The organism is Streptomyces composti (assembly GCF_012034205.1).
GTDB lineage: Bacteria > Actinomycetota > Actinomycetes > Streptomycetales > Streptomycetaceae > Streptomyces > Streptomyces composti.
The window spans coordinates 51,164-74,753 of the sequence record NZ_JAATEM010000006.1; the positions used below are offsets into that span (position 1 = coordinate 51,164).

At 74.0% G+C, this 23,590-nt stretch carries 24 protein-coding genes and 2 pseudogenes; 7 read left to right on the forward strand and 19 right to left on the reverse strand.

Translation table 11 applies throughout. The annotated features are described in order from the left end of the window. Positions 1-20 precede the first annotated feature (20 nt). Complete coding sequence (locus tag HCJ93_RS06580) at positions 21-968, forward strand: DUF2510 domain-containing protein (protein ID WP_167991960.1); 948 nt, start codon at positions 21-23, stop codon at positions 966-968. A gap of 323 nt (positions 969-1,291) precedes the next feature. Here the strand turns inward: HCJ93_RS06580 and HCJ93_RS06585 are convergent, their stop codons facing one another. From HCJ93_RS06585 to HCJ93_RS06660, 16 genes and pseudogenes are all read right to left on the reverse strand, one after another. Next, positions 1,292-1,906 (reverse strand): TetR/AcrR family transcriptional regulator, encoded by a 615-nt coding sequence (locus tag HCJ93_RS06585; protein ID WP_167991962.1) that lies wholly within the window; start codon positions 1,904-1,906, stop codon positions 1,292-1,294. A gap of 185 nt (positions 1,907-2,091) precedes the next feature. Then, complete coding sequence (locus HCJ93_RS06590; RefSeq protein WP_167991963.1) at positions 2,092-4,143, reverse strand: phosphocholine-specific phospholipase C; 2,052 nt, start codon at positions 4,141-4,143, stop codon at positions 2,092-2,094. Next, positions 4,113-4,904 carry a GlcG/HbpS family heme-binding protein gene (locus HCJ93_RS29130; protein ID WP_240967472.1) on the reverse strand — a complete coding sequence of 264 codons (792 nt, stop codon included), beginning with the start codon at positions 4,902-4,904 and terminating at the stop codon, positions 4,113-4,115. Before HCJ93_RS29130 ends, HCJ93_RS06590 begins: the two co-directional genes overlap by 31 nt. Positions 4,905-5,005: 101 nt before the next feature. Next, positions 5,006-5,881 (reverse strand): glutathione S-transferase C-terminal domain-containing protein, encoded by an 876-nt coding sequence (locus HCJ93_RS06600; protein ID WP_167991965.1) that lies wholly within the window; start codon positions 5,879-5,881, stop codon positions 5,006-5,008. 93 nt (positions 5,882-5,974) lie between these two features. Continuing rightward, positions 5,975-6,130 carry a putative leader peptide gene (locus HCJ93_RS06605; RefSeq protein ID WP_167991966.1) on the reverse strand — a complete coding sequence of 52 codons (156 nt, stop codon included), beginning with the start codon at positions 6,128-6,130 and terminating at the stop codon, positions 5,975-5,977. 109 nt (positions 6,131-6,239) lie between these two features. Further along, positions 6,240-6,428 (reverse strand): annotated as a pseudogene (locus HCJ93_RS30330) (LLM class flavin-dependent oxidoreductase); the annotation flags it as partial. A 48-nt stretch (positions 6,429-6,476) separates the two neighbouring features. After that, positions 6,477-7,034, reverse strand: a complete 558-nt coding sequence (gene ssuE, locus HCJ93_RS06615; protein WP_167991968.1) for an NADPH-dependent FMN reductase — start codon at positions 7,032-7,034, stop codon at positions 6,477-6,479. Positions 7,035-7,421: 387 nt separating this feature from the next. Then, complete coding sequence (locus tag HCJ93_RS30105) at positions 7,422-7,502, reverse strand: putative leader peptide (protein WP_373563562.1); 81 nt, start codon at positions 7,500-7,502, stop codon at positions 7,422-7,424. A 132-nt stretch (positions 7,503-7,634) separates the two neighbouring features. Next, positions 7,635-8,195: pseudogene (locus HCJ93_RS06620) on the reverse strand (F420-dependent methylene-tetrahydromethanopterin reductase); the annotation flags it as partial. Between the two features lie 466 nt (positions 8,196-8,661). Further along, complete coding sequence (locus HCJ93_RS06630) at positions 8,662-9,330, reverse strand: GntR family transcriptional regulator (protein ID WP_167991970.1); 669 nt, start codon at positions 9,328-9,330, stop codon at positions 8,662-8,664. Next, positions 9,327-10,328, reverse strand: coding sequence for a proline racemase family protein (locus HCJ93_RS06635; RefSeq protein WP_167991972.1), 1,002 nt, complete (start codon positions 10,326-10,328; stop codon positions 9,327-9,329). Before HCJ93_RS06635 ends, HCJ93_RS06630 begins: the two co-directional genes overlap by 4 nt. Positions 10,329-10,340: 12 nt before the next feature. Beyond that, a complete protein-coding gene (locus HCJ93_RS06640) occupies positions 10,341-11,240 on the reverse strand; it encodes a dihydrodipicolinate synthase family protein (RefSeq protein ID WP_167991973.1) in 900 nt (299 codons plus the stop codon). After that, entirely contained in the window at positions 11,237-12,649 is a 1,413-nt protein-coding gene (locus HCJ93_RS29835; RefSeq protein WP_167991975.1) for an FAD-dependent oxidoreductase, read from the reverse strand. Before HCJ93_RS29835 ends, HCJ93_RS06640 begins: the two co-directional genes overlap by 4 nt. Then, positions 12,639-12,938 (reverse strand): (2Fe-2S)-binding protein, encoded by a 300-nt coding sequence (locus HCJ93_RS06650; RefSeq protein ID WP_167991977.1) that lies wholly within the window; start codon positions 12,936-12,938, stop codon positions 12,639-12,641. Before HCJ93_RS06650 ends, HCJ93_RS29835 begins: the two co-directional genes overlap by 11 nt. Next, complete coding sequence (locus HCJ93_RS06655; protein ID WP_167991978.1) at positions 12,935-14,101, reverse strand: NAD(P)/FAD-dependent oxidoreductase; 1,167 nt, start codon at positions 14,099-14,101, stop codon at positions 12,935-12,937. Before HCJ93_RS06655 ends, HCJ93_RS06650 begins: the two co-directional genes overlap by 4 nt. A gap of 147 nt (positions 14,102-14,248) precedes the next feature. Then, positions 14,249-14,908: an MmyB family transcriptional regulator gene (locus tag HCJ93_RS06660; RefSeq protein ID WP_167991980.1), complete on the reverse strand. Its 660-nt coding sequence runs from the start codon at positions 14,906-14,908 to the stop codon at positions 14,249-14,251. A 223-nt stretch (positions 14,909-15,131) separates the two neighbouring features. Between HCJ93_RS06660 and HCJ93_RS06665 the strand changes: the two genes are divergently transcribed. The 3 genes from HCJ93_RS06665 to HCJ93_RS06675 all read left to right on the forward strand — a co-directional run bounded on the left by HCJ93_RS06665 (position 15,132) and on the right by HCJ93_RS06675 (position 16,801). Further along, a complete protein-coding gene (locus HCJ93_RS06665) occupies positions 15,132-15,794 on the forward strand; it encodes a helix-turn-helix domain-containing protein (protein ID WP_373563560.1) in 663 nt (220 codons plus the stop codon). A 31-nt stretch (positions 15,795-15,825) separates the two neighbouring features. Next, on the forward strand, positions 15,826-16,365 hold the full coding sequence (locus HCJ93_RS06670) for a toxin-antitoxin system, toxin component (protein WP_167992152.1): 540 nt from the start codon (positions 15,826-15,828) through the stop codon (positions 16,363-16,365). Positions 16,366-16,564: 199 nt separating this feature from the next. Further along, positions 16,565-16,801, forward strand: coding sequence for a hypothetical protein (locus tag HCJ93_RS06675; RefSeq protein WP_167991982.1), 237 nt, complete (start codon positions 16,565-16,567; stop codon positions 16,799-16,801). Positions 16,802-16,850: 49 nt separating this feature from the next. On the opposite strand, the gene HCJ93_RS06680 is transcribed toward HCJ93_RS06675, so the two are convergent. Together HCJ93_RS06680 and HCJ93_RS06685 are read right to left on the reverse strand one after the other, a co-directional pair. Next, positions 16,851-17,552, reverse strand: coding sequence for a 4'-phosphopantetheinyl transferase family protein (locus HCJ93_RS06680; RefSeq protein WP_167991984.1), 702 nt, complete (start codon positions 17,550-17,552; stop codon positions 16,851-16,853). Continuing rightward, entirely contained in the window at positions 17,549-18,412 is an 864-nt protein-coding gene (locus HCJ93_RS06685; protein WP_167991985.1) for a metallophosphoesterase family protein, read from the reverse strand. The genes HCJ93_RS06680 and HCJ93_RS06685 overlap by 4 nt, the downstream gene beginning before the upstream one ends. Positions 18,413-18,672: 260 nt before the next feature. Here HCJ93_RS06685 and HCJ93_RS06690 point away from each other — a divergent pair, with 260 nt between their 5' ends. After that, positions 18,673-19,818 (forward strand): ATP-grasp domain-containing protein, encoded by a 1,146-nt coding sequence (locus HCJ93_RS06690; RefSeq protein WP_167991987.1) that lies wholly within the window; start codon positions 18,673-18,675, stop codon positions 19,816-19,818. A 260-nt stretch (positions 19,819-20,078) separates the two neighbouring features. On the opposite strand, the gene HCJ93_RS06695 is transcribed toward HCJ93_RS06690, so the two are convergent. Further along, positions 20,079-21,416 (reverse strand): 6-phospho-beta-glucosidase, encoded by a 1,338-nt coding sequence (locus HCJ93_RS06695; protein WP_167991989.1) that lies wholly within the window; start codon positions 21,414-21,416, stop codon positions 20,079-20,081. Positions 21,417-21,619: 203 nt separating this feature from the next. Between HCJ93_RS06695 and HCJ93_RS06700 the strand changes: the two genes are divergently transcribed. Both HCJ93_RS06700 and HCJ93_RS06705 read left to right on the forward strand, forming a co-directional pair. Continuing rightward, positions 21,620-22,813 carry a sensor histidine kinase gene (locus HCJ93_RS06700; protein ID WP_167991991.1) on the forward strand — a complete coding sequence of 398 codons (1,194 nt, stop codon included), beginning with the start codon at positions 21,620-21,622 and terminating at the stop codon, positions 22,811-22,813. Between the two features lie 7 nt (positions 22,814-22,820). Next, positions 22,821-23,492: a response regulator gene (locus HCJ93_RS06705; RefSeq protein ID WP_167991993.1), complete on the forward strand. Its 672-nt coding sequence runs from the start codon at positions 22,821-22,823 to the stop codon at positions 23,490-23,492. The last annotated feature ends 98 nt before the right edge of the window (positions 23,493-23,590 follow it).

Genomic DNA, 23,590 nt, shown 5'->3' on the forward strand with positions numbered 1-23,590 from the left:
ACGCCGCTTACGGTGGGGGCATGACGCAGCTGACTCCTCCCGGGTGGTACCCCGATCCCGGGCAGAAGAAGGACGGGCCCGCCACCGAGCGCTGGTGGGACGGCGGTGCCTGGACGGATCAGGTGCGCCCGTCGGGGCAGGCCGCCGGCTGGGGTCCCCCGGCGCCCGTCCGGCCGCCGTCCCGGCGACGGCGCGCGGTCCGGACCGGGGCGGCCGTGGCGGCGGCGGTCGCGGTCCTGGCGAGCATCGGGGCGGGCGTCTACGTGCTGGCCGACGACGACGGCGGACGCGGGTCCTCGGCCTCCCAGGAGCGCCCGGACCGTGACGGCGGGCGGGGCGACCGGGACGGCGACTCCGGCAGGGACGGCAGGGACGGCGGGTCCGGCGGCGGTCCGGACGGAGCCGAACCGGGACCGGAGGGGTCCGATCCGCCCCTGGTGCGGAGCGGTTCGGTGACCGACACGCTGAGCGGGATCAGCCTGCCCGTCCCGAAGGGCTGGACCGGCCAGGAGATGCAGGTGGGCGCCCATGTGTCGTCGGAGGAGACCTACAAGTGCCCCGGCGACAGCTCCAAGACCTGCACCAAGGGCGGCGCCTACTCGTCACCGGCCCTGCTGCTCGGCACCCGCGGCAGCACGCCCGAGGAGATCGCCAAGGCGGACATCGCCGAGAACGCCGAGGAGTCCTACGGCGGCTCCTCGTACGGGAGGATCACCCGCCACGACGTGCTGGCCTCGAAGGCGGTGACGGTGGCTGGGCAGAAGGGCTACCTGGTGCGCTGGCGGGCGGTGACCAGCAAGGGCTCCGACGGGTTCGTGCAGTCGGTCGCCTTCCCCTCCCCCGCACGGCCGGAGCGGATCGTCGTCGTCCGGCTCGGTGTGGACACCGACCAGAAGCAGTCCCTGCTGGACGAGATCACCGAGGGCATCGAGGCGGCCTCGGGCGGCGGCCGGGGGCAGGAGGTCTGAGGGCGGGACGGCACATCCGGGCGCTCGGGGCACGGCGGCCGGGACGGATCATCGGGGCGCCCGGGGCGCGGCGGCCGGAACGGGGCGTCCGGAGCGCGGCGTCCGTACCCGCCCCGGAGCCGGCGTCCGCAGGTGTCCGCACCCGCCCCGGTCCGGGCGCAGGGGCGCGGCGGCCGGGACCGGCCCCGGATGCAGCGGCCGGGTGGGGTGCCCCTCCGCTCCAGGGGCACCCCACCCGGCCGGGGGGTGCGCGCCGCCCCCGTCCCCACGGTGCGGCGCGGTCGGACCGCCGTCCGGTCATCCGGTCGACGGCGGCCCCGTTCTCAGGGCAGGCCCAGGGCCGGCAGCACGGCGGCGTCCACGAATCGGACCAGGTAGTCCGGGTCGGCGTCCTCGCCCTCGAGCACGGGCCGGGCCCGCAGCACGCCGAAGATCTGGGCCGGCACATGGTCGAGCGCCGGGTTGTCCCAGGCCACCTCGCCGCGCTCGACGCCGCGGCGGAGGATCTCGTCGAGCGCGGCGATCTCCGGCTCGACCAGCGCCTCGCGCAGCGCCTGCGCCAGTTCCCGGTCCCGGGTCACCGCGAGCCCGAGGGCCTGCAGCAGGGTGGTGTCCTGCACCGCCCACTCCCCCGCGCGCCGCGCCGCCTCGCGCAGATCACCGGCGAGGGTGCCGGTGTCGATCCCGGTGAACCGGGTCTGCCGCCGGGAGCGCAGTGCGGCGGCCACGAACCGGGGTTTCGTGCGCCACTGGCGGTAGAGCGTGGACTTGCTGCACCGCGTGCTGGCGGCGACCTTCTCCATGGTGACGGCGTCGTAGCCGCACTCGCGGATCTGGTTCAGCACGGCGTCGAAGAACTCCTGCTCACGCTCGGGCGTGATCTTGGAGCGGCGCGAGGTGCCGACCGTCTCCGGTCGCTCCGCGGCCTGCGACGTCATCCCTCAGCTCCTCGTCCCGTCCGCCCGGCACCCCACCGGACCCCGCGGGCCGTGCGCCCACCGGTACGCCACTGTACCGGTACGGAAGCGTATCGGTACACAACCGTATCGGTACGCGGACGTATCGATGAAGATCGACGGTCGCGGCCGGGCCGTCGGCGAGACCGGCACGAGGAGCCGGGTCCTCAGTCCGTGAGGATCGCCGGGTCGCTCACCCCCGGCCGGCCGTTCTCCACGTGCCCCGCGAAGCGGCGGAGGAAGGCGCTGTCGGCCGGGGAGGTGACCGTCAGGTCGTACCAGCGGTGGCTCGCGCGCGGGCCGACGGTGCGGTGGACGGTGGCGCCGGGGCGCACGGCGACCGTGGTGATGCGGTCGCGGTAGGCGTCCCTCAGGCGCAGGCGGGCGGTGTGCGGGGCACGGTTGGTGAAGGTGAGGCGGATGCCGTCGCCGGTGTGGCGGGCGGTGACCTCGCAGCCCGCCGCGGTGCCGGAGCCCCGGAAGGCGCGCAGGAAGCCGTTCGGACCGTGCACGGTCAGGTCGTAGGAGCCGGCCGAGTGGACCGAGTTCCAGGTGTCCGACAGGGTCTTGCCGGCCTCGGTGGTGTAGGTCCAGGGGCCGTCGGCGCGGTTGCCGGAGGTGACCAGGAAGGCCGCGCCGGCGCGGGCGCCGGAGGAGAAGGTGAGCGTGAAGGTACCGGCCGCGGTGTCGGCGGAACCGTCCACCGCCGGGGCGTACTTCAGCGGGCGGGTCCGGCGCCGGCCGCGCTCCTGCCGGGGCAGGCGCGGGTCCGCCGGGGGCGCCGGGCGGTAGTCGGGGTGACGGTCGCGGTCCGGCGGCTCGTAGGCGCCGGTGTCCGGCAGTTCCGCGAGGCGGCCGTCCGGGCGGGCGAAGTCGAAGGCCGAGGTCAGATCGCCGCAGACGGCACGGCGCCAGGGAGAGATGTTCGGCTCCTCGACGCCGAGACGCCGCTCCATGAACCGGATGATCGAGGTGTGGTCGAAGGTCTCGGAGCAGACGTAGCCGCCCTTGCTCCATGGTGAGACGACCAGCATGGGCACGCGCGGTCCGAGGCCGTAGAAGCCCTCGCGGTGCGAGGTGCTGCCGGGGAAGACGTCCAGGGAGACGTCGGCCGTCGAGCGGCCCTGCGCCGCGGACTTCGGGGGCAGCGGCGGCACCACGTGGTCGAAGAAGCCGTCGTTCTCGTCGTAGGTGATGAACAGCGCGGTCCGCGCCCAGACCTCCGGGTCCGAGGTGAGCGCGTCGAGCACCTGAGCGATGTACCAGGCGCCGTAGTTGGAGGGCCAGTTGGAGTGCTCGGAGAAGGCCTCGGGGGCGACGATCCAGGAGACCTGCGGCAGGCGGCCCGCTGTGACGTCGGCCCGCAGCTGGTCGAAGAGGCCGTCGCCGTCCCTCACGTCGGTGCCGGTGCGGGCCTTGTCGTACAGCGGGTCGCCGGGCTTCGCCTCGCGGTACTGGTCGAAGTACAGCAGGGAGTTGTCGCCGTAGGTGCCCCGGTAGGCGTCGTCGATCCAGCCCCAGCGTCCGGCCGGGTCCAGACCGTCGCCGATGTCCTGGTAGACGCGCCAGGAGATCCCCGCCCGCTCCAGCCGCTCGGGGTAGGTGGTCCAGCCGTAGCCGAGTTCGTCGTTGCCGAGGACCGGGCCCCCGCCCTTGCCGTCGTTGCCGGTGTGGCCGGACCACATGTAGTAGCGGTTGGGGTCGGTGGAGCCGATGAACGAGCAGTGGTAGGCGTCGCAGACGGTGAAGGCGTCGGCGAGGGCGTAGTGGAACGGGATGTCGGCGCGGTCCAGGTACGCCATGGTCGTGGTGCCCTTGGCGGGCAGCCAGCCGTCGTACCGCCCGTCGCGGTAGGCGTCCTGGCCGTCGGGCCAGCCGTGCGGGAGTCCTTCGAGGAACCGCATGCCGAGGTCGTCGGCGTCCGGACGGAAGGGCAGCACCTCCCTGGTGCCGTCGGACTGGTGCCACACGGGCTTGCCGCTCGGCAGGGTCACCGGATGCGGGTCGCCGAAGCCGCGGACGCCTCTGAGCCGCCCGAAGTAGTGGTCGAAGGAACGGTTCTCCTGCATCAGGACGACGATGTGCTCGACGTCCTCGACGGTACCGGTCCGGTACGCCGCGGGGAGCGCGGCGGCCCGCTCGATGCTGGCCGACAGCACACTGAACGCCGTCGCGGCGCCCGCGAGCCTCAGGAATCGCCGCCGGTCGACTTCGGACATGGATGGGCCACCTCTCGCCGTGGGGGAAGCTCGGGCCGGTCCGGGACTGGTGTGGTGCGCGCGCAAGGAGTGTTCCAGGCGGACCGAACGCCGGGGAAGGGTGCGATTGCGCCGGGATGAACATCACCCGGCCCTCCGGGTCGGTCACCCTCTTTCACTGCCACCCCCAGACACGAGCTCCCCCAGGCAGATGGCCGCTCCGCCGGCTCGTCCGCGTCCGTCTCGGGAACGAGGCCCACGGCACGGATGCCGGCGACCGCCGCGCGCTCGCCGTTGAGCGAGGTGTCGCCGGTGGCGCAGACCGCGCCCAGCAGGCGGCCCTGCTCGTCCCGTACGAACACGCCGCCCGGCACCGAAAGCACCCTGCCTCCGGCGAGGGCCGCGACCGAGGTGAAGAACTCCGGTGCGGCGGCACGCCTGCCGATCTCACGGTTGTTGATCCCGAGGCCGAGGACGCCCCACGCCTTGGCGACGGCGATCTCCGGCCGCAGCAGTCCGGCACCGTCCTCGCGGGCCAGGGTCACCAGGGTGCCGCCGGGGTCGAGCACGGCGAAGGTGAGTGGCTCCCGCTTCTCGTCACGGGCGAAGTCGATGCCGGCCTGCACGATCTGCTGGGCCCCGGCCAGGGTGACGGCCAGGCCGGAGATGCCGCTGCCGATGACGGCGACACGGCCGGTGGCGCCGGGGCGCGCCTCCAGAAGGTCCGCGGGGGGGACCGCGGACTGCGCGTCGAAGGGACCGGCGGTGTGGGTGTCCGTCATGTCACCGAACGGTTGGCGGCGATGCGCGGCGGTTGGTGGAGGCACGATCGGCCGTCGCATGAAACCTGCAGGGGCCCTGCCTCCGTTTTGGTGACGCCCCATCAGGCCGGCTCGGATGCGCTCTGCCGGGCGGGGGTTCGGGTGTGCACGGTCCAGTCCACGATCCGCACCGCGGCGCCCGCGGCCTCCTCGCCGCGGCAGTGGGCGTGGTGCCTGCGGGCGATGGCGTCCAGGTCGAGATGGGGGCCGAAGGCGGGGTGGGCCGCCAGACGGCGTGCGTACGCCCACAGCCGGGGGTGCTCGGTGACGCGGTGCACGGCGGCGGCGTCCAGATGGTGGCGGTGCACCGTGTCCAGCTGCACCAGGCTGGCCCACAACTGCACGTCGGCGAGGGTGAGTTCGCCGCCCAGCAGATGGCCGCCGGAGCCGAGGCGGCGCTCCAGCAGGTCCAGCACGCGCAGCAGGGTGGCGAGGGCGAGATCGCGCGCCGCCCGGTCGCCGGGGTGTTCACCGGCCCGCTGGGCGGCGTCGTGGATGCCCCGCTCGCAGAGCCGGCCGATGGCCAGGATCTCCTTCTCGGCACCGCGGGGCAGCAGGTCGGGGCCGTGCCCGCCGAAGTGCCGGGCGAGGTCGCGGAGGATGCCGGGGGTGTGGGTGCTGACGATCCGGCCGGTCCAGTCGTCACTGAGGACGGGCGCCGCGGCGGGACCGGGATGCTGGTGCGAGCTGGCCTCGTAGAGCGGGCGCAACGTGCGGAACCCGCCGTCCCCGGTGTCGGGCACGGCCGGCAGCCACGTCACCGGCAGGATGTCGTCCAGGCCGAGCAGGGTGTGGGTGACGGCGATCTGCAGACAGTACGGACAGGACGGTGTGAGGTGCAGCCGGTAGCGGTGCGGGGCGGCGTAGTAGCCGCTGCGCGCGTCGCAGCCGATCCTGCTGCGGAAGGGCGGCACGGCAGTCGGCGATGAGGCGGGCATGCGTCTCCCTCGGGGTGCTCGGTCACGGGCATACGACGGCGCCGGCCCGCGACGCCTTCGGCGCGGCCGGGATGCGGCTGGTGCGCGGGAGAGTCAGACCGGGGCGGGGCCGCCGGCGGGCGGGGAGGAGCAACTCGCGGCGCTGGAGACCCGGACGAGGTCGATGTGCCGGCGGGAGGTCAGCAGGGGCAGGGAACGGACGGCGGCCCGGACGGCATCGGTGCCCGGGTCCGCCGTCGCACGATCCACGGTTCCCTACCTTTTCACTAGGATTCCGTACCCGAGTGTCGGGGCCCTGCCGGGCGGCGTCAAGGGGACGGGTGACGAGCGGCTACGCCGAGCGGCGGCTGCCGGCGTCCGTGAGGACACGCAGCCGGCTGCCGGAGCGCGGGGTGCGGCCCCGCGCCACCGCGGGGCGGCGGATCCAGGCGGCCCTCCCGGCGACCTGGGGCGGCGGTCCGCCCCCGGTGAGTGACACGCCGACGCGCCGGGCCGCGAACTCCCCGGCGGCGGGCGAGGATCCGCCGGAGTGCACCTGCGGAACCGGCGACGACGGCGAGGGCCACGGCGTCGCCGGTGCGGACGGCCACAGCGGTCATCCGGTGGCGGCCAGCAACGTCACCCGGCCGCCGAGCGCCAGGGAGAACTGGTCGGTGACCTGGTCCAGAGCCTCGGCGGCTCCCGGCGCGACGGTCAGGGTGCCGTTGTCGGCCACGGTGATGTCCTGGTCGAGGGTGAACCAGCCGGGCGTGATGTGGGCGGGGCCCATGGAGTTCAGCACGGGCCGCAGGGCGTAGTCGATGGCCAGCACATGGGCGGTGGTGCCGCCCGTGGCCAGCGGCAGGACGGTCTTGCCGGCCAGCGCATACTGCGGCAGCAGGTCCAGCAGCGACTTCAGCAGCCCGGAGTAGGCGGCCTTGTAGACGGGGGTGCCGATCACGATGCCGTCCGCCCGCTCGAACAGGGCGGTGGCCTCGGCGATCGCCGGGTGGCCGAAGTCGGCGTGCAACAGGGCCTCGGGCGGCAGGGTGCGGGCGTCGAAGGGGATGACGTCGTGCCCCTGGGCCCGGAGCCGGTCGTCCAGGCGGCGCAGCAGCCGGGCGGTTCGGGAGGTGGCGGAGGGACTGCCGGAGACGGACAGGACGGTGGCCATGGAGGGACCTTTCGGGGTCGTGCCGGACGGCGGTGGCGGTCGGAGGCGGCGAGCAGGGAACGGCTTCCGGCCGGGCGCTCAGGCGCTCGGACCTGGTGGTGCCCGGGCGGCCGAGCCGGCGGGCGAGGGGGTGGACGGACCGGGGGCCGAAGGCCGGCCGGTCAGGTCCGGGCGGGGACGGACATGGGGTGCTCCAGCGGAAATACGTGCACGGAAAAGGGACGCGTGCAGTGAGGGGCAGACGAATTCGGCCGCCCGTCTTCAGGCGTGCGTGAACGGGAGTACCGCGGCGACCACCGGAAAGGCATGAATCACCGCGGCGGACGGCCGCCGACGGAATGCGCGAACACGGGACGGGCGCGGGTGCGAGGGTTTCCCTCCGTGCACTCAGACGCGGGAGCGACAGCCGGAGCTGGAGACACGCGCGAGGTCGACGTGGCGTCGCTGCGTGAGATCCGGTCGCTTCATGCCCTCGATCAAAGCAGCGGGGAGACCGGCCGGTCAAGAACACCCGGATGCAATTCCACATGCTGAGAGCCGTAATTCACGAAATTGTCATGGGAATTCCCTTGAATGCGCGGCATGGGCGGGACGGCGCCCTCAGCGGGCCCCCTGACGGTCGCCGGCGCCGTCGGGATGGGCGAGGCCGAGGTGGTGCGGAGGGTGGGGCCCTCGTGGTCCGTGCGACACGCCCCGTTCCTGAAGCAGCGGGACGACCTTGTCGGCGAACAAGTCGAGGCCGCCCGGGGTGATGTGCGGGACCAGAATGAAGCCGTCGGCGGCCTCGGCCTGCACCAGCTCCTCGATGGCGCGGGCGGCGGTCTCAGGGGAACCGATGAAGGTCTGCTTGTTGCCGGTCTCGATGACCAGGTCGCGGATGGACCAGGCGTGGGCGGCAGCGAGTTCGCGCCACTCCCGGGCGGTGGCCGGCGGGTCGCGGTACATGCGAACCCGGGCGCGTCCCTTGGCGACGTGGTCCTCGCCGACGCCGGGGTCGATGTCGGGGAGCGGACCGCCGGGGTCGTAGCCGGACGGGTCCCGGCTCCGGACGAACTCCAGATGCTCGATGGCGGTGGCGCCGCTGACCTGCTGCCGGCGCACCTGCCGGGCCAGTTCCTCGGCCTCGGCGTCCGTGTCGGCGAGCGCGAAGGGGGCGGCCGGTCCACCGGCACCTTCGTCGCCACCAGCCCCACCGTCCCCGGCCACACCACCCACGCCACGGCCCTGGTCGAGGTGTATCTGCCGGCCCTTCCCCGGACCGCACCGAGGACCCGCTGCTGCGCGGCCTGCACCGTACCGGCGCCCTCGGCGAGGAGGTCGTCGCCGACCAGGACCACCCCCACCGGTCCGGACGGCTCGCCGTGTCCCCCGCCTACGGCCACGTCCTCGACCCCTCCCTCGGCAACAGCCCTCACCCGCGCCGCATCGCCCTGGGCGTTCCCACCAGCAGCCGGGCCGTGGCCGCCCTTCGCCCGCCCCCGCACCGACGCCCCCGCCTTCCGGCAGAACGACGCGGTGGCCCGCTCCCTGCTGCGCGCTGAGCAGCGCCGGGACGGAGCCGGCGGTGGGCCGGGGGGCGGGCGTCCGCTCGGGGTGTGAGCGGTCCGGCTCGGCGGGCCGGCGGATCTCACGGAGCCGCCCACAGTCCCCGGACGTGCCCGAGGTGCCGTTCCATGACGGCCCGTACGGCGTCCTCGTCGCGGGCGAGCAGCGCGTCCAGGATCTCCAGGTGCTCCTCGGCCGAGGCCCTCAGCCGCCCCTGCTCGGCCAGTGCGGTCAGCCCGTAGAGCCGCGAGCGGCGCCTCAGATCGCGGACCACCTCGACCAGATGCCGGTTCCCGGCGAGCCGGAGCAGCCCGAGATGGAAGCGGAGGTCGGCCTCGATGTAGGCGATGAGGTCGGCGGCGACGGCGGCGGTGACGACCTCCTCGGCGACCGGGCGCAGCGCCCGCAGGTCCTCCGGGTCGGCGGTGCCGGCCAGCGAGACCGTCGTCGGTGTCTCGATCAGGGAGCGTATGTGGGTGTACTCGTCGAGCTGCCGCTCGGAGACGGCGGTGACCCGGAAGCCCTTGTTGGGCACCGTGTCGACCAGTCCCTCCTTGGCGAGGTCGAGCAGGGCCTCGCGCACCGGTGTGGCCGAGACGCCGAAGCGGGCGGCGAGGCCCGGGGCGGAATGTATCTCGCCGGGGCGCAGCTCACCGGCGATCAGCGCGGCGCGCAGGGCCTCGGCGACGCGCTCCCGGTAGCTCGGCCTGCGGCCGCCGAGGCGGGGCAGCTCGGGGTGTCGTCCGTTCACAGCACGAACCCTGCCGGGAAGGGATCGTCGGGGTCCAGCAGGTATTGGGCGGTGCCGGTGATCCAGGCACGCCCGGTGAAGCTGGGCAGCACGGCAGGCCGCCCCGCCACCTCGGTGGTGCCGAGCAGCCGTCCGGTGAAGCGGGTGCCGAGGAACGACTCGTTCACGAACTCGGTGTGCAGCGGGAGTTCGCCGCGGGCGTGCAGCTGGGCCATGCGCGCGCAGGTGCCGGTGCCGCACGGGGATCGGTCGAACCAGCCGGGGTGGATCACCATGGCGTGCCGGGAGTGCCGGGCGGTGGCGCCGGGCGCGTACAGGTGGACGTGACGGCAGCCGCGGATGGTCGGGTCCTCCGGGTGGACGGGCTCCCCGGCGGCGTTGATCGCCTCCATCAGGCTCAGTCCGGCGGCGAGGATCTCGTCCTTGCGGGAGCGGTCGAAGGGCAGGCCGAAGGCGTCCAGGGGCAGGACGGCGTAGAAATTGCCGCCGTAGGCGAGGTCGTAGGTGACCGTGCGGCCGTCGGCCAGGGTTGCCTCCCGGTCGAGGGCGATGGCGAAGGACGGCACATTGCGCAGGGTCACCGCCCTGGCCGCGCCGCCCTCGACGGTCACCTCGGCGACCACGACCCCGGCGGGCGTGTCGAGGCGGATGGTGGTGACCGGTTCGGTGACCTCGACCATGCCGGTCTCCACGAGAACGGTCGCCACGCCGATGGTGCCGTGCCCGCACATCGGCAGATATCCGGAGACCTCGATGTAGATCACGCCCCAGTCGCAGTCGGTCCGCGTGGGCGGTTGCAGGATCGCCCCGCTCATCGCGGAGTGGCCCCGCGGCTCGTTCATCAGCAACTGCTTGATCTGGTCGCGGTGTTCACGGAAGTACAGCCGCCGCTCGTTCATGGAGGACCCGGGTACGGTGCCGATGCCGCCGGTGATCACCCGGGTGGGCATGCCCTCGGTGTGCGAGTCGACGGCGTGCAGGACGAGTCTGCTGCGCACGGTTCTGCCTCCTCACGCCGGTCCGGCCGCGAGGGCCTTCTCGGTGGCGGCGCGCACGGCCGCCTCCTGCTCGGGCAGCAGCGGCATGCGCGGCGGGCGGCAGGGACCGCCGTACCGGCCGGCCAGGTCCATGGACAGCTTGATCGCCTGGACGAACTCCGTGCGTGAGTCCCAGCGCAGCAGCGGATGCAGCTGCCGGTAGAGCGGGAGCGCGGTGCCCAGGTCGCCGCCCATGGCGGCCCGGTAGAAGTCCGAGCAGGCGCGCGGCAGGGCGTTGGGGCAGCCGGCCACCCAGCCCTTGGCGCCGGCGACGGCGAGTTCCAGCAGGACGTCGTCGGCGCCGGCCAGCAGATCCAGTGCGGGCGCGAGTTCGGCGATGCGGTACGCGCGGCGCACATCCCCGGAGAACTCCTTCACCGCCTGGATGTGGCCCTCGCCGTGCAGCCGGGCCAGCAGCTCGGGCACGAGATCCACCTTGGTGTCGACGGGGTTGTTGTAGGCGACCACCGGCAGCCCGGCGCCGGCGACCTCGGCGTAGTGGGCGAGGACGGAACGCTCGTCGGCGCGGTAGGCGTTGGGCGGCAGCAGCATCACGGCCCGGCAGCCGGCCTCACCGGCCTGCTCCGCCCACCGCCGGGCCTCGGCGGCACCGTAGGCGGCCACCCCGGGCATCACCCGCTCCCCGCCGACGGCGGCCACGGCCGTCTCGACGACCCGGGCGCGCTCCGTGCCGGTGAGCACCTGGTACTCGCCGAGCGAGCCGTTCGGTACGACGCCGTCGCAGCCGTTCTCGACCAGCCAGGCGCAGTGCTCGGCGTAGCGGTCGTGGTCGACGGAGAGGTCGGTGCCGAGGGGAAGGGCGGTGGCGACGAGGGCGCCGCGCCAGGGGCGGTGGCGGTCGTGGTCGGTCATGAGGGTCCTTCCTCGGCAGGGGGCGGGGTGGGTTCCGCGCGGGGCTCGTGCCGGTGCTGTGCGGCGAGGACGCCCAGCGGCACGGGCTGGGCGAACGGGCGCCGAGGCGGGGTGAGCCGGCAGCCGGTGAGTCCGGCGACGGCGGGTCCGCAGATCCGGCCCTGGCACCAGCCCATACCGGCCCGGGTGAGCAGCTTGACGCTGCGCAGGTCCCCGGCGCCGAGGCCGAGCGCCTCCCGGACCTCGCCCGCGGTGACCTCCTCGCAGCGGCATACGACGGTGCCGTCGGTGACCTGGTCGGTCCAGTGGGCGGGCGGTGTGCAGGCACGGTGCAGGGCGTCGGCGGCCCTGCGCAGCCGGGCGCGCGCCGCGACGGCCGCCGGTGCGGGGGTGTACGGGGTGCCGTGCAGCCGGGCGGCGACGGAGCGGCCGGCCAGATGCCCTTCGGCGAGGGCGAGGGAGGCGCCGCCGGTGCCGGTGGCCTCGCCGGCCGCCCAGACGCCGGGAACGTCGGTGCGCTGCTGGTCGTCCACGGCGACGGCGGTGCCGTCGAGGCGGCAGCCCAGGGTGGTGGCGAGATCGGTGTGCGGCAGCATGCCGTGGCTGACGGCGAGCGTGTGGCAGGGCAGGAACCGCTCGGTGCGGGGCCTGACGCGGCCCTGTGCGTCGAGTGCGGCGACCGTGACTCCGGTGACGCGGTCGTCGCCATGGGCGCGGAGCACGGTGTGGCGGGCGAGGCAGGGCACGCGGTGCCGCAGCAGCCGGACGGCGTACCCGGCGGCCTCGGGGAGCTTGCCGGCGAGGGCGCCGCCGTACCGCGCGAGGCGCCGGGGGCCGGTGGACTCGACGACGGCGGCGACGGAGACACCGGCGGCGGCGAGCGCCGTCGCCACCGGCAGCAGCAGCGGCCCGGTGCCGGCGACGACCGCGGTGCGGCCCGGGACGACGAGGCCGGCCTTCAGCATGGCCTGCGCCCCGCCCGCCGTGACCACACCGGGCAGGGTCCAGCCGGGGAAGGGCAGCACGGTCTCGTAGCCGCCGGTGGCCAGCAGCAGCGCGGTGGCGTGCAGCTCGACGGACCGCTCCTGCTCGGGACCGAGCAGGGCGTGGACGACGAAGCCGTCGGCCCGGCCGTCCGAGACGCGCTCCACGCACCACACATGATGATCCGTCAGCAGGCGGACGGTGCTCGCCGCGAGCGCCGCGTGCAGCCGCGTCCAGGTTCGCCACTGGTGGTGCAGTGCCTGCGGGCGTGCGGCGCGCAGGCCGGAGGCGGGCTGCCGGTGGAACTGGCCGCCCGGCGCCGGTGCCGCGTCGACGAGCGTGACGCGGACGCCTCGCGCATGGGCCGCCAGGGCCCCGGCGAGCCCCGCCGGCCCTGCGCCGATCACCGCGAGGTCAGTCCGCATGCCCGGTCCCCTCCTGGGTGCGGATGACGTCGCCGGGGCGGGCCGGAACGAGGCAGGCCCGCTGCCCGGGGCGGTCGTTGACGGTGACCAGGCAGTCGAAGCAGACGCCGATGCCGCAGAAGACGCCACGCGGCCGTCCTCCGCGGCGGGTCGAGCGCCAGGAGGTGACACCGGCCTCCCAGAGCACGGCGGCGACGGTCCGGCCGGGGAGCGCGGGGACGCGCCGCCCGTCGAACTCGACGGTGAACGCCGGGCCGGGACGGGCTCGTGCCAGCTCGAGGGGGTTCATCGCCGGTCCTCCTGGTGAGGGGCGTCGGGGAAGCGGTCGGGGCGGAAGGCGGCGAACGCGGGCTCGGTCGCGTGCCCGGTCAGCGCGCGGGCGATCAGATGGCCCGTGCCGGGCGCGAGACCGATGCCCGCGCCCTCGTGGCCGCAAGCGTGCAGGAGCCCGGGGGCGCGCGGGTCGGGGCCGATGGCGGGCAGGTGGTCGGGGAGGTACGGGCGGAAGCCCGCGTAGGTGCGGATCGCGCGGACGGTGGTGAGGAACGGGAAGAGCCGGATGGCGCCGGCGGCCAGGGCCCGTACCGCCGGGAGCGACAGGGTGCGGTCGAAGCCGACGCGTTCCCGGCTGGCGCCGATCAGTACGGGCCCGGCGGCCGTGCCCTCGACCACCGGGGAGGTCTGCAGTGCGGCGGAGTCGCCGGCCACGTCGGCCACATAGTCGGCGGCGTAGACCTTGCGGCGGATGCGCGGCGGCAGGGGTTCGGTGACGAGGACGAAGCCGCGCCGGGGCAGCACGGGCAGGGAGACCCCGGCGCGGGCGGCCAGTTCGCCGCCCCAGGTGCCGGCCGCGTTGACGACGGCGGGGGCGTGGAGTTCGCCCCGGTCGGTGCGGACGCCGTACACGGTGCCGTCGCGGGTGCGCAGCACGCGGGTGACCTCGTGCCCGGTGAGGAGGCGGGCGCCGGAGGCGCGCAGCAGGTGGGCGGCGGCGAGAGCCGGCATCACCTGCGCGTCCTGGGGGTAGTGGACGCCTCCCGCCAGATCCGGGGCCAGGTGTGGTTCCAGGTCGGCGAGGCGGTCGGCGGGCACGGGCTCGGCCCGTACCCCGGCGGCGCGCTGCCCGGCGGCCAGCCGCTCGAGCGAGGTCAGCGCCCTCGGTGTCCCGGCGACGACGAGTCCGCCCTTGGGGTCGTACTCGATCTCCTTGCCCAGCTCCTGGGCGAGTTCGCCCCACAGACGCAGCGACAGCAGGGCCAGGTCGAGTTCGGGGCCCGGGGTCTTGTCGGAGACGAGGAGGTTGCCCTCGCCCGCTCCGGTGGTGCCGCCGGCGACCGGGCCGCGGTCCACGACGGTCACGTCGAGCCCCGCACGAGCCGCGTACAGCGCACAGGCGGCGCCCGTCATCCCGGCGCCCACCACCACGACATCGCAGGTCAGCGACTCGCCCACGCCAGTACTATGTCACACAGCACACTGCGGCAGAAGAGGGCGGGAACTCCGCGGTGCCGAGCCGGCCGCCCGGCTCCGTTCCCGTGTTCCGGCTTGCCGCTCTCGGTCTGCTCGGGCCCGGTCCTCCGGTGGGCAGTCCTCCGGTCCTCAGTCCGCCGCGGGGACCACGCGCAGATGGGAGACGGCGCGGCGGGGCCTGCGGGGCCTCGCCGGGGCGCGGCGGGCCTCGCGCAGCACCAGCGTGAGCCGGGTGCAGCCGAGTTCCTTCAGGGTGCCGGTGGTCTCGGCGACGATGCGGCAGTCGGTGGTTCCCCAGCGGGGGTCCGGGTGGTGCAACGGGCGTACGGCGCCGTCGTGTTCGGCGGCCTGCTCGCCGACGACGCGCAGCCAGTGCGGCAGGCCGTGCCGGTAGGCGGCCTCCATGATGGGGTCCTGGGCGATGTCGCGGCGGATGGCCTGGAGTCCGTGGTCGTGGCCGTAGCGCTCGGCCGTCTGCGCGAAGTGGGCCAGCATCGGCAGGCACCAGCTGGACTCGTGGTCGCCGAGCACGGTCGCGGCGTCCGGGTGGAAGAGGACGAAGCGCAGGAAGTTGTCGTCGGGCATGGCCGTGGGGTGCGGGCCGACCTGCCGGAAGAGCGTCCGGAAGGCACTGTTGGTGAGCAGCACGTCCCAGCGGTGGTCCACGACGAGGGAAGGGAAGGAGACGGCCTCGAGGACCGTGGCGTAGTCCTCCAGGTAGGCCTGTGCCTCGGGAGTCTGCGGGGCGGGCCGCGGTGCCGGCCGCTGCCCTCCTGCCTGATGTGCCATCGGGAGGTCACCCCTCTTGCCTGTGCGGCCCTGACGCGGCGCCCCGATCCTGCTGCCCGGACGCGAAGCATGTCAACTATCGTGGCATCCTCCGCCCGTTGACGGCTGAAATTGGCCACAGTTGTGGCGAGACCTGGATGTCAGTTCGACACTGGGGCTAGTCTCCGTGACGTTCACGGCGAACGCTTGTGGGAAGCCTGTGAGAGACATAGGAGATCTGTCGGTGACGGGTGAGGGCTTCGAGGATCCGGGCACCGCGCCGATGGCCGTGCTGTCCGCGGTCGTCGCCCGCGTCACCGCACTCGCCGACCGGCTCGGCGTGCCGCATTCCGAGGTCTTCGACATCGGTCGGCTGTCCGTCGCCTCCGGCGTCCCGGAGCCCGTGGTCAAGGCGCTGCTGAGCGGCCGTCCCGCGGGCGAGCCCGATGTGCAGGCCCGGTTCGTGCAGCGCCTCGATCTGCTGCGCCGCACCCGGCTGAAGCCGAACGGACGCAAGTACACCCAGCAGGAGATCGCCGACGGCGCGGGCATGTCGCGGCAGCAGGCGGGTGCGCTGATCAATGGCGACCGGCGGCCCACGATGGAGCACTGCGACGCCATCCAGCGGTTCTTCCGGGTGCACGCGGGCTTCCTCACCGCGGAGGACCCGGAGGCCCTGGCGAGCGCACTCCAGCAGACCGAACAGGATCTGCTGCAGAAGCTCGCGGACCGCGAGAAGAAGGCGGCCGCAGAGGCGCAGAGCGACCCGCTGGAGCGGCTGCTGCAGAACCACGGGGTGCGCGGCATCGCCTGGCGGGCCGCGCAGTTGCCCACCGACCAGCACCGCGACAAGGTCGCGGAGTGGCTGGACATGCTCCTGGAGAGCGTCCAGCGGCCCGAGTCCTGACCTGGGGAGAACTGTGGGCATCGGCAGGGAGATGCGCCGCCTGTGCGGCGAGTTGGTCGGGGAACTGACGCTTCCGGTCCCGGCGCGGCCCACGGACCTGTACGCCGCGCTGTGCGAGGCGATGAGCAGACGCCGGGGCCGTCCTGTGCTGTTCCGCACGGCCGCGTTCCCGGCCGGCACGGCGAGCGGGCTGTGGCTCGACATGGCGGACCAGGATCTGGTGGTGATCGAGGAACGCACCGCTCCGGACCACCAGTTGGTGATCCTGGGTCATGAGCTGTGGCACATGATGGCGGGGCACCACGGCCACCATGTCGCGGGCGCAGAGGTGGCGACCCGCTTACTGAACGACAGCTACGACGAGGACGCCCTGCGCGCGACCGTCCAGACGGTCGCCGCGCGGACCCGTTTCGACCAGTCCGAGGAGAAGGAGGCCGAGACCTTCGGGCTGCTCCTGGCCAGCAAGTGCCGTACCTGGCTGGCGGGTTCGTCGCTCCGGGGTCCCGTACAGCGCGATCATCTGGCGGGGCGTATCGAGGTGTCCCTGGGGTATCTCGGGCCCAAGAGCTGAGGGCCCGAGAACTGAGGGGAGTCCCCCTCCGGCGTCACCGGTCGGAGAAGACCGCTGGGCCGGACGGGCGATCCGGCCTGCGAGGACGGGCGATCCGGCCTGCGGCGACGGCCGATTGTCAGTGGTGGGCGGCAAGCTGGAGGTGCGTGGCCCCTGCCGGGGCGCGGACCTTCGACCGAGAAACGGGGAGAGCCGAGCGATGCCCACCGCCGTACTGACCGACCGCGAGCGCACCGCCGTCCAGGCCTATCTGCGGCTGCTGCACACGGTGCGCGCCTCCTTCGACACGCGCAGCGGCCCGCCCGGCACGGCCAGGCCGCCCCTGGTGCCGCCGTCCGTGCTGGAGGAGGCGGAGGCCGCGCTGGCCCGCGCCGGACTGACCGGCAACGAGGAGGAGTTCTTCCGGATGCTGCGGGACTGGTGCCCCGAGGCGTGACCCGACGTCGGGTGCCGCGCGAGTGAACCACTCGACGGAGGACGGCGGTTCACTCGCCCGGCACGGCGATCGCGGTCGCGATCAGGTCTCCCTCCGCGGCCCAGCGCCCTTCGAAGCCGCCGATGCGGCGCCCTCCCACCATGGGACCGGGGACGAGCAGCTCCGCACGGAAGGTGCCCCGGGCGCGTCCACCCCCCGCCGGACCGGAGGGATCTGCGGGCCCGGCGTACAGCCGGATGTCCGCCTCGCTGAAGTCCAGCCACTTTCCGGTGAGCGGGAACCACGCCTTGTAGACCGACTCCTTGGCGCTGAACAGCAGCCGGTCCCAGTGCACCTCCGGCCGATTCGCGGCGAGCCGGCCGACGTGTTCCGCCTCGGCCGACAGGGCTATCGCGTCCAGCACCCCGTCGGGCAGCGGCCCGTGGACCTCCGCGTCGATGCCCACCGAGGCGAGGTCGCGGGCGCGGACCAGGGCCGCGGCGCAGTAACCGGTGCAGTGGGTCATGCTGCCGGTCAGCCCGTCCGGCCACCCGGGGGCGCCGCGCTCTCCCGGCAGCACCGGCTGCGCGGGCACGCCGAGCTTCTCCATGGCGCGGCGGGCGCAGGCCCGTACGGCGGTGAACTCCCGGCGCCGCTTGGCGACCGCCTTGGTCATCAGCGCCTCCTCCTCCGGGAACAGCGGGGCGTCGGTGCCCTCGTCGCCGCGGGCCTCCACGACCACCACCGTCTGCGGCAGCAACTCCTCGATCAACGGCGCTCGTCCTCCCTCGGTGCGATCCGGCGCAACCGGCCCGGCGGCTGCGGCCGTTTGCGCCACTCCCGGGGGTAGCCCACGGAGACCTCCTCGAAGAGGACGCCGTCCTGACGGGTGGACCGGGGAATGTGGAGGTGGCCGTAGACCATGGTGTGCACCGGGAAACGGCGGTGCCAGTCATGGGTGAGTGTGGTGCCGCACCACATGGCGAACTCGGGGTACCACAGAACCTCGGTGGGGTGCCGGTGCAGCGGGTAGTGGTTGACCAGCACCAGCGGCAGGTCGTCCGGCATCTCCTCGAGCCTGCGCTCGGTCGCGGCGACCCGTGCCCGGCACCAGGCCTCCCGGCTCGGGTACGGGTCGGGGTGCAGCAGGTACTCGTCGGTGCAGACCACGCCGGTTCCGTGCGCGTAGGCCAGGCCCTCCTCCTTGGTGCGGCAGCCGGCCGGCAGGAACGAGTAGTCGTACAGCAGGAACAGCGGCGCCACGGCGACCGGTCCTCCGGTACCGTCCCACACCGGGTACGGGTCCTCGGGGGTGAGCACGCCGAGGTCACGGCAGAGGTCCACCAGGTGCTCGTAGCGGGCGGTGCCGCGCAGGGTGAGGGTGTCGCCGGGATGGGTCCACAGCTCGTGGTTGCCGGGCGCCCACACGACCCGGGCGAAGCGCCCGGCGAGCGTCTCGAGCGCCCAGTGGATCTGGTCGGCGGTCTCCGCGACGTCGCCCGCGACGATCAGCCAGTCGTCCTCCGACTCGGGGCGCATCCGCTCCACGAGTTCACGGTTCTCCGGGTAGCTGATGTGCAGGTCGCTGACGGCCCACAGCTGTCCCCCGCCCCCGCCGGCCCTCGCCGCCACTGGTCGCCCCCCGCAAACCGCTCGATCCTGGCCCCCTCGAACACTGACACGAGATCACATCCGGCGGGCCGGGAACAAGTGGCTCCGGGGCCAGACGTAACACACGCGTTGCACCCGGGCCGGTGCCGAGGCCCTATGATCTGGCCGACACCACCACCGTCTCGGATGCCCCTCGCCCGGGGCGGTTCGGTGACCCTTCCTTCCCTCTGCCCGAGCACGGGCCCTCGAGCCCTGCCCGCACACCATGAAAGGCGGCCTGCATGGTCTCTCGCGTGCGCATCTGGCTCAACCGAACGTACGCGGAGAACGTGTTCTTCATGGATCAGCTGCGACGCAATCCCAGCGATCGCGCGGTCGAGATCCACGCCACGCACGGCGACCCCGACTCCCCCGTGCTGGCCGCCGCCGACACCGCCGGACTCGAGCCCGAGGGGCTGTCCCCGGCGGCGTACGTGGAGTACGCGCTCGCACAGTGCGCGCGCCTGGGCATCGACGTGTTCGTGCCCCGGCTGCACCAGGCGGCGATCGTGGCGCACCGCGCCGAGTTCGAGGCCGTCGGCACGGCCCTGCTCGCCCCGCCGGCGGAGGCGGTGGCCGTCTTCCAGGACAAGGTCATCGCCTACGAGGCCGTCCAGGCCCTGGGAGTGCCCGTGCCGCCGTGGTGGCGGGTCCGGTCCGCGGACGAACTGCTCGCCGCGGTGGACGCGTTGGAGGCGCAGGGACACCGCGCCTGCTTCAAGCCGGCCTCCGGTGCGGGCGGCGTCGGCTTCCGGGTGATCACCCGCGCCCCCTTCTCGATGGCGCAGCTCGGCGGTTTCCCGAGCCCGCATGTGCCCCTGGACCTGGTGCTGGACGCGGTGCGGCGGGCCGAGGAGCCGGTGGACTGGCTGGTCATGCCGCGCCTGGAGCAGCCGGAGGTGTCGGTGGACTGCCTCACCGGGCCGGACAACCGGATCCGGCTGGCGATCGGCCGCACCAAGAACGGCCGGCGCCGGGGCTTCACCCTGCACGAGCAGTGGCTGGAACCCGCCCGGCGGATCGCGGAGGGCTTCGGCCTGCACCACCTGTCCAACATCCAGTTCCGGATGCTGGGTGACCGGCCGGTGCTGATGGACGTCAACACCCGCCCGGCGGGCGGACTGCACCAGCTGGCGCTGTGCGGGGTGAACGTGCCCTGGGCCGCGGTCCGTCTCGCGCTGGGGGACGACCCCGGCGAGATCACGCCGCCGTTCCTCGGCCAGGACTACACGGTGGTCGCCGGCCCTCGCCCGCTCCGCCCGGTCACCCTCCCCCACCAGCGCACGGACGGCTCCGAGTTGGCGGCCCCGCCTTCCCCGGCCGTTCCGTCCCCGCGCGCCCCGCTGCCCGCGGTCCCCTCCCAGTCGTCGTCGCGCTTCCCGGCGTAGGTGCCCCGGGAGCCACGGCGGCCGTCCGCCGACGCGCCCGGAGATTCTTCCCAGAATTTTTTCGCCAGGGGTGTATCAGGCTGCCTGCCTGGGGCTCTAAAGAGTGCGAGGCGCCGGGGGAAGCGCCAGGGGGAACGGGGGACTCGGGTCGGTCGGCCGCTGTCACGGGGGGCGACCGGCCGGCCCGAAGCGTGCGGCGGCCGATGACCGGACACCTCGCCGCAGCGGTCGCGGAGACCCTGCTTCGGCAGCGGAGCCCCCTACGTCAGGTAGGACAGCCCGGGGTGTGCGGCCGTGTAGCGGTCCACGAGGCGGCGGGCGACGTTCACCGAGTCGACGAGGGGATGCAGCGCGAAGGCCTTCACGGCCGTGCCGCGGGAGCCCGACTCGGCGGCGGCCAGCACCTCACGCTCGACCGCCTTGACCGCGCACACCAGTCCGGCCGCGTCGGCCGCCAGCTGGTCGACGGTGACCGGGTGCGCGCCGCTCGCGTCGACCAGGCAGGGCACCTCGACCACGGCGTCGGCGTCCAGGACGGAAAGGGTGCCGCGGTTGCGGACGTTGAGGATCAGGGTGGTGCGCTCGTCGCGGGCGATCGCCCGCATCAGGGCGAGGGCCACCTTCTCGTAGCCGCCCGACAGGTCGTCCTCGTCGCGGTGGCCGGCGCCCGCGGCCTCACGGTTCTCGGCCATGTAGGTGGCCTCGCGCTCGGCGCGGGTGCGGTTCCACAGCTCCAGGGCCGGGGCGTGCGGGTCGGCCATCTCGGCGTAGAAGCGGGACTGCTGGTCCTGGAGGAAGACGCCCCTGGTGCGCTCGGCATCCCGGTAGGCGGCGACGGTCTCCCGGTTGAAGTAGTAGTAGTGCAGGTACTCGTTGGGGATCGCGCCGAGGGACTGGAGCCACTCGGCACCGAACAGCCGCCCCTCCTCGAAGGAGCCGAGCAGTTCCCGGTCGGCGAGCAGACGCGGCAGCAGATCGCGTCCGCCGACCCGCAGGGCGCGCACCCAGCCGAGGTGGTTGAGGCCCGCGTAGTCGATCCACGCCTGTCCCGGATCGGCGCCCAGCACCCGGGCGATGCGGCGGCCGAGGCCGACCGGCGAGTCGCAGATGCCGATGACACGGTCTCCGAGGTGGCGGGACATGGCCTCGGTGACCAGGCCCGCCGGGTTGGTGAAGTTGATGACCCAGGCGTCGGGGGCGAGCCGGGCCACCCGGTGGGCGATGTCGACGGCGACGGGCACGGTGCGCAGGCCGTAGGCGATGCCGCCCGCGCCGACCGTCTCCTGGCCGAGGACTCCCTCGGCGAGCGCGATCCGCTCGTCCAGCGCCCGGCCCTCCAGGCCGCCGACGCGGATCGCGGAGAAGACGAAGTCGGCGCCGCGCAGCGCCTCGTCGAGATCGGTGGTGGCGGTCACGCCGGGGGCGTCGGGGCGGCCGGCGGCCTGCTCGGCGAGCACCCGGCGCACCGCGGAGAGCCGCCCGGCGTCCACGTCGTGCAGCACGACCTCGGTGACCCGCCCCTCGGCGCGGTCGTCGAGCAGGGCCCCGTACACCAGCGGCACCCGGAAACCGCCACCGCCCAAGATCACCAGTCGCACGCCACGCACCCTCCTGGCCCTGTTCACGTCACCGCCCTGCACCCTAACGCGCCGCCGCCTCCCCGGCGGGCGGGTACGGACCGGCACGCCTCGGGGGCATCCCCTCCCGGTCGCCTCTCCCCCCGGATATCCCTCTCGTCGGTGAGGACGGCCCGGCAAGCCGCTCGTGATACTGGAGCCGCCCCCGCCCCGAGGAGCCGGTCATGTCGCTGCGGAACGTCCTGACGCCCGTCGTCGCCCGGTGGCGTACGGCCAACCCGTACGCCGTGGACGCGGGGCTCGCCGCGCTGGTGCTGTTCGCGGTGTCCCTGCAGTGGATCTTCCCCTCCGGCCGGGGCCATCCGCTGACCTGGCAGGGCTGGCTGATCGCCGCCGCGACCGCCGTCCCGCTCGTCTGGCGGCGGCGGGCGCCGTTCACCACCGCGTGCGTGGTGTCGGTGGCCACCCCGGCCCAGGCCGTGTACCACGCGCCGCCGCCGGAGGTGATGTACGGCGGGATGGTCGTGCTCTACACGCTGGCCGCCCGGGGCAGGCGCTGGGAGCGCAGGCTGATGCTGGCGGGGTGGCTGATCGGCGTGGTCGTCACCATGCAGCACAAGGCGGACGTGCGGGCCTACGAGTACGCCTTCCAGCTGATGAGCGTGGTGTCCGCCTACGCGCTCGGCATGCTGGCGCGCGTCCAGCGGGCCTACACCGCGGAACTGGAGGACCGGGCGTACCGGCTGGAGCGGGAGCGGGCCGCGGACACCGCGCGGGCGAAAGCCGAGGAGCGGGCCCGGATCGCCCGGGACATGCACGACATCCTGGCGCACGCGGTGAGCCTGATGGTGGTTCAGGCGGAGGCGGGCCCCGTGGTGGTGCGCAAGGACCCGCAGCGTGCGGAGGCCGCGTTCGACGCCATCGCCGCGGCCGGCCGGGACGCGATGTCCCAGCTGCGCCGGATCCTCGGCGTGCTGAAGGAGGAGCGGCCGGACGAGGAATCCGGACGGCTGCCGCAGCCGGGGGTGGACGCCCTGCCGGGGCTGGTGCGGAGGGTCGGGGAGTCGGCGGGCCTGCGCACCGAGCTGCGCACCCGCGGCGAGCCGCGCCCGCTGCCGCCGGACACCGAGGTCGCCCTCTACCGAGTGGTCCAGGAAGCCCTCACCAACACGGTGAAGCACGCGTACGCTACCTGCGCGACCGTGGAACTGGACTGGACGGAGGACTGGGTGAGGCTCACGGTGACCGACGACGGGCGGGGGCCCTCCGTGTCCGGCGGCGGGCACGGCCTGATCGGGCTCCGGGAGCGGGCGGCCGCCTGCGGCGGCACCGCCGAGACCGGCAGCGGTCCGGACGGGGGTTTCCGGGTGACCGTACGGCTGCCCGTGCCCGCCGGCCGGTTCACGGCCCTCGGGTGAGTCCGGGGTGAGCATCCGGGTGGTCGTCGCCGACGACCAGGAGCTGGTGCGGGCCGGGTTCGGCATGATCCTGGACGCCCAGGACGACATCGAGGTGGTCGCCGAGGCCGGTGACGGCGAGGAGGCCGTGGCCGCGGTGCGCCGGCACTCCCCCGACGTACTGCTGCTCGACATCCGGATGCCGGTGATGGACGGCCTGGAGGCGGCCCGGCGGGTGTGTGCCGAGTCGGACTGCAGGGTCGTCATGCTGACCACCTTCGACCTCGACGAGTACGTGTACGAGGCGCTGTACGCGGGCGCCAGCGGCTTTCTGCTGAAGGACGTGCGCCGCGACGATCTGGTGCACGCGGTGCGGGTGGTCGCGGGCGGTGAGTCGCTGCTGGCGCCGACGGTGACCCGGCGGCTGATCGCCGACCTGGTGCGGCGCCGCAGGGAGCAGTCCGCCGCTGCGGCGTCCGCCCCGCACGGCCTCGACGCCCTCACCGCGCGGGAGACGGAGACGCTGCGCCTGCTGGCGCGGGGCCTGTCCAACGCGGAGATCGCGAAGACGATGTTCGTCAGTGAACACACCGTCAAGACCCATGTGAGCAATGTGCTCAGCAAGCTCGGTCTCCGGGACCGGGTGCAGGCGGTGATCTGCGCCTACGAGTCGGGGCTGATCACACCCGGTTCTCCCTGACTCGTTCCTCCATCCCGCCGGCCCCTTCCGGGCCCTGTGACGGGGTGCGGCGGGGGCCGGTCCCCCCTGTACGAGCGGAACACCGGGCGGTTCTCCCT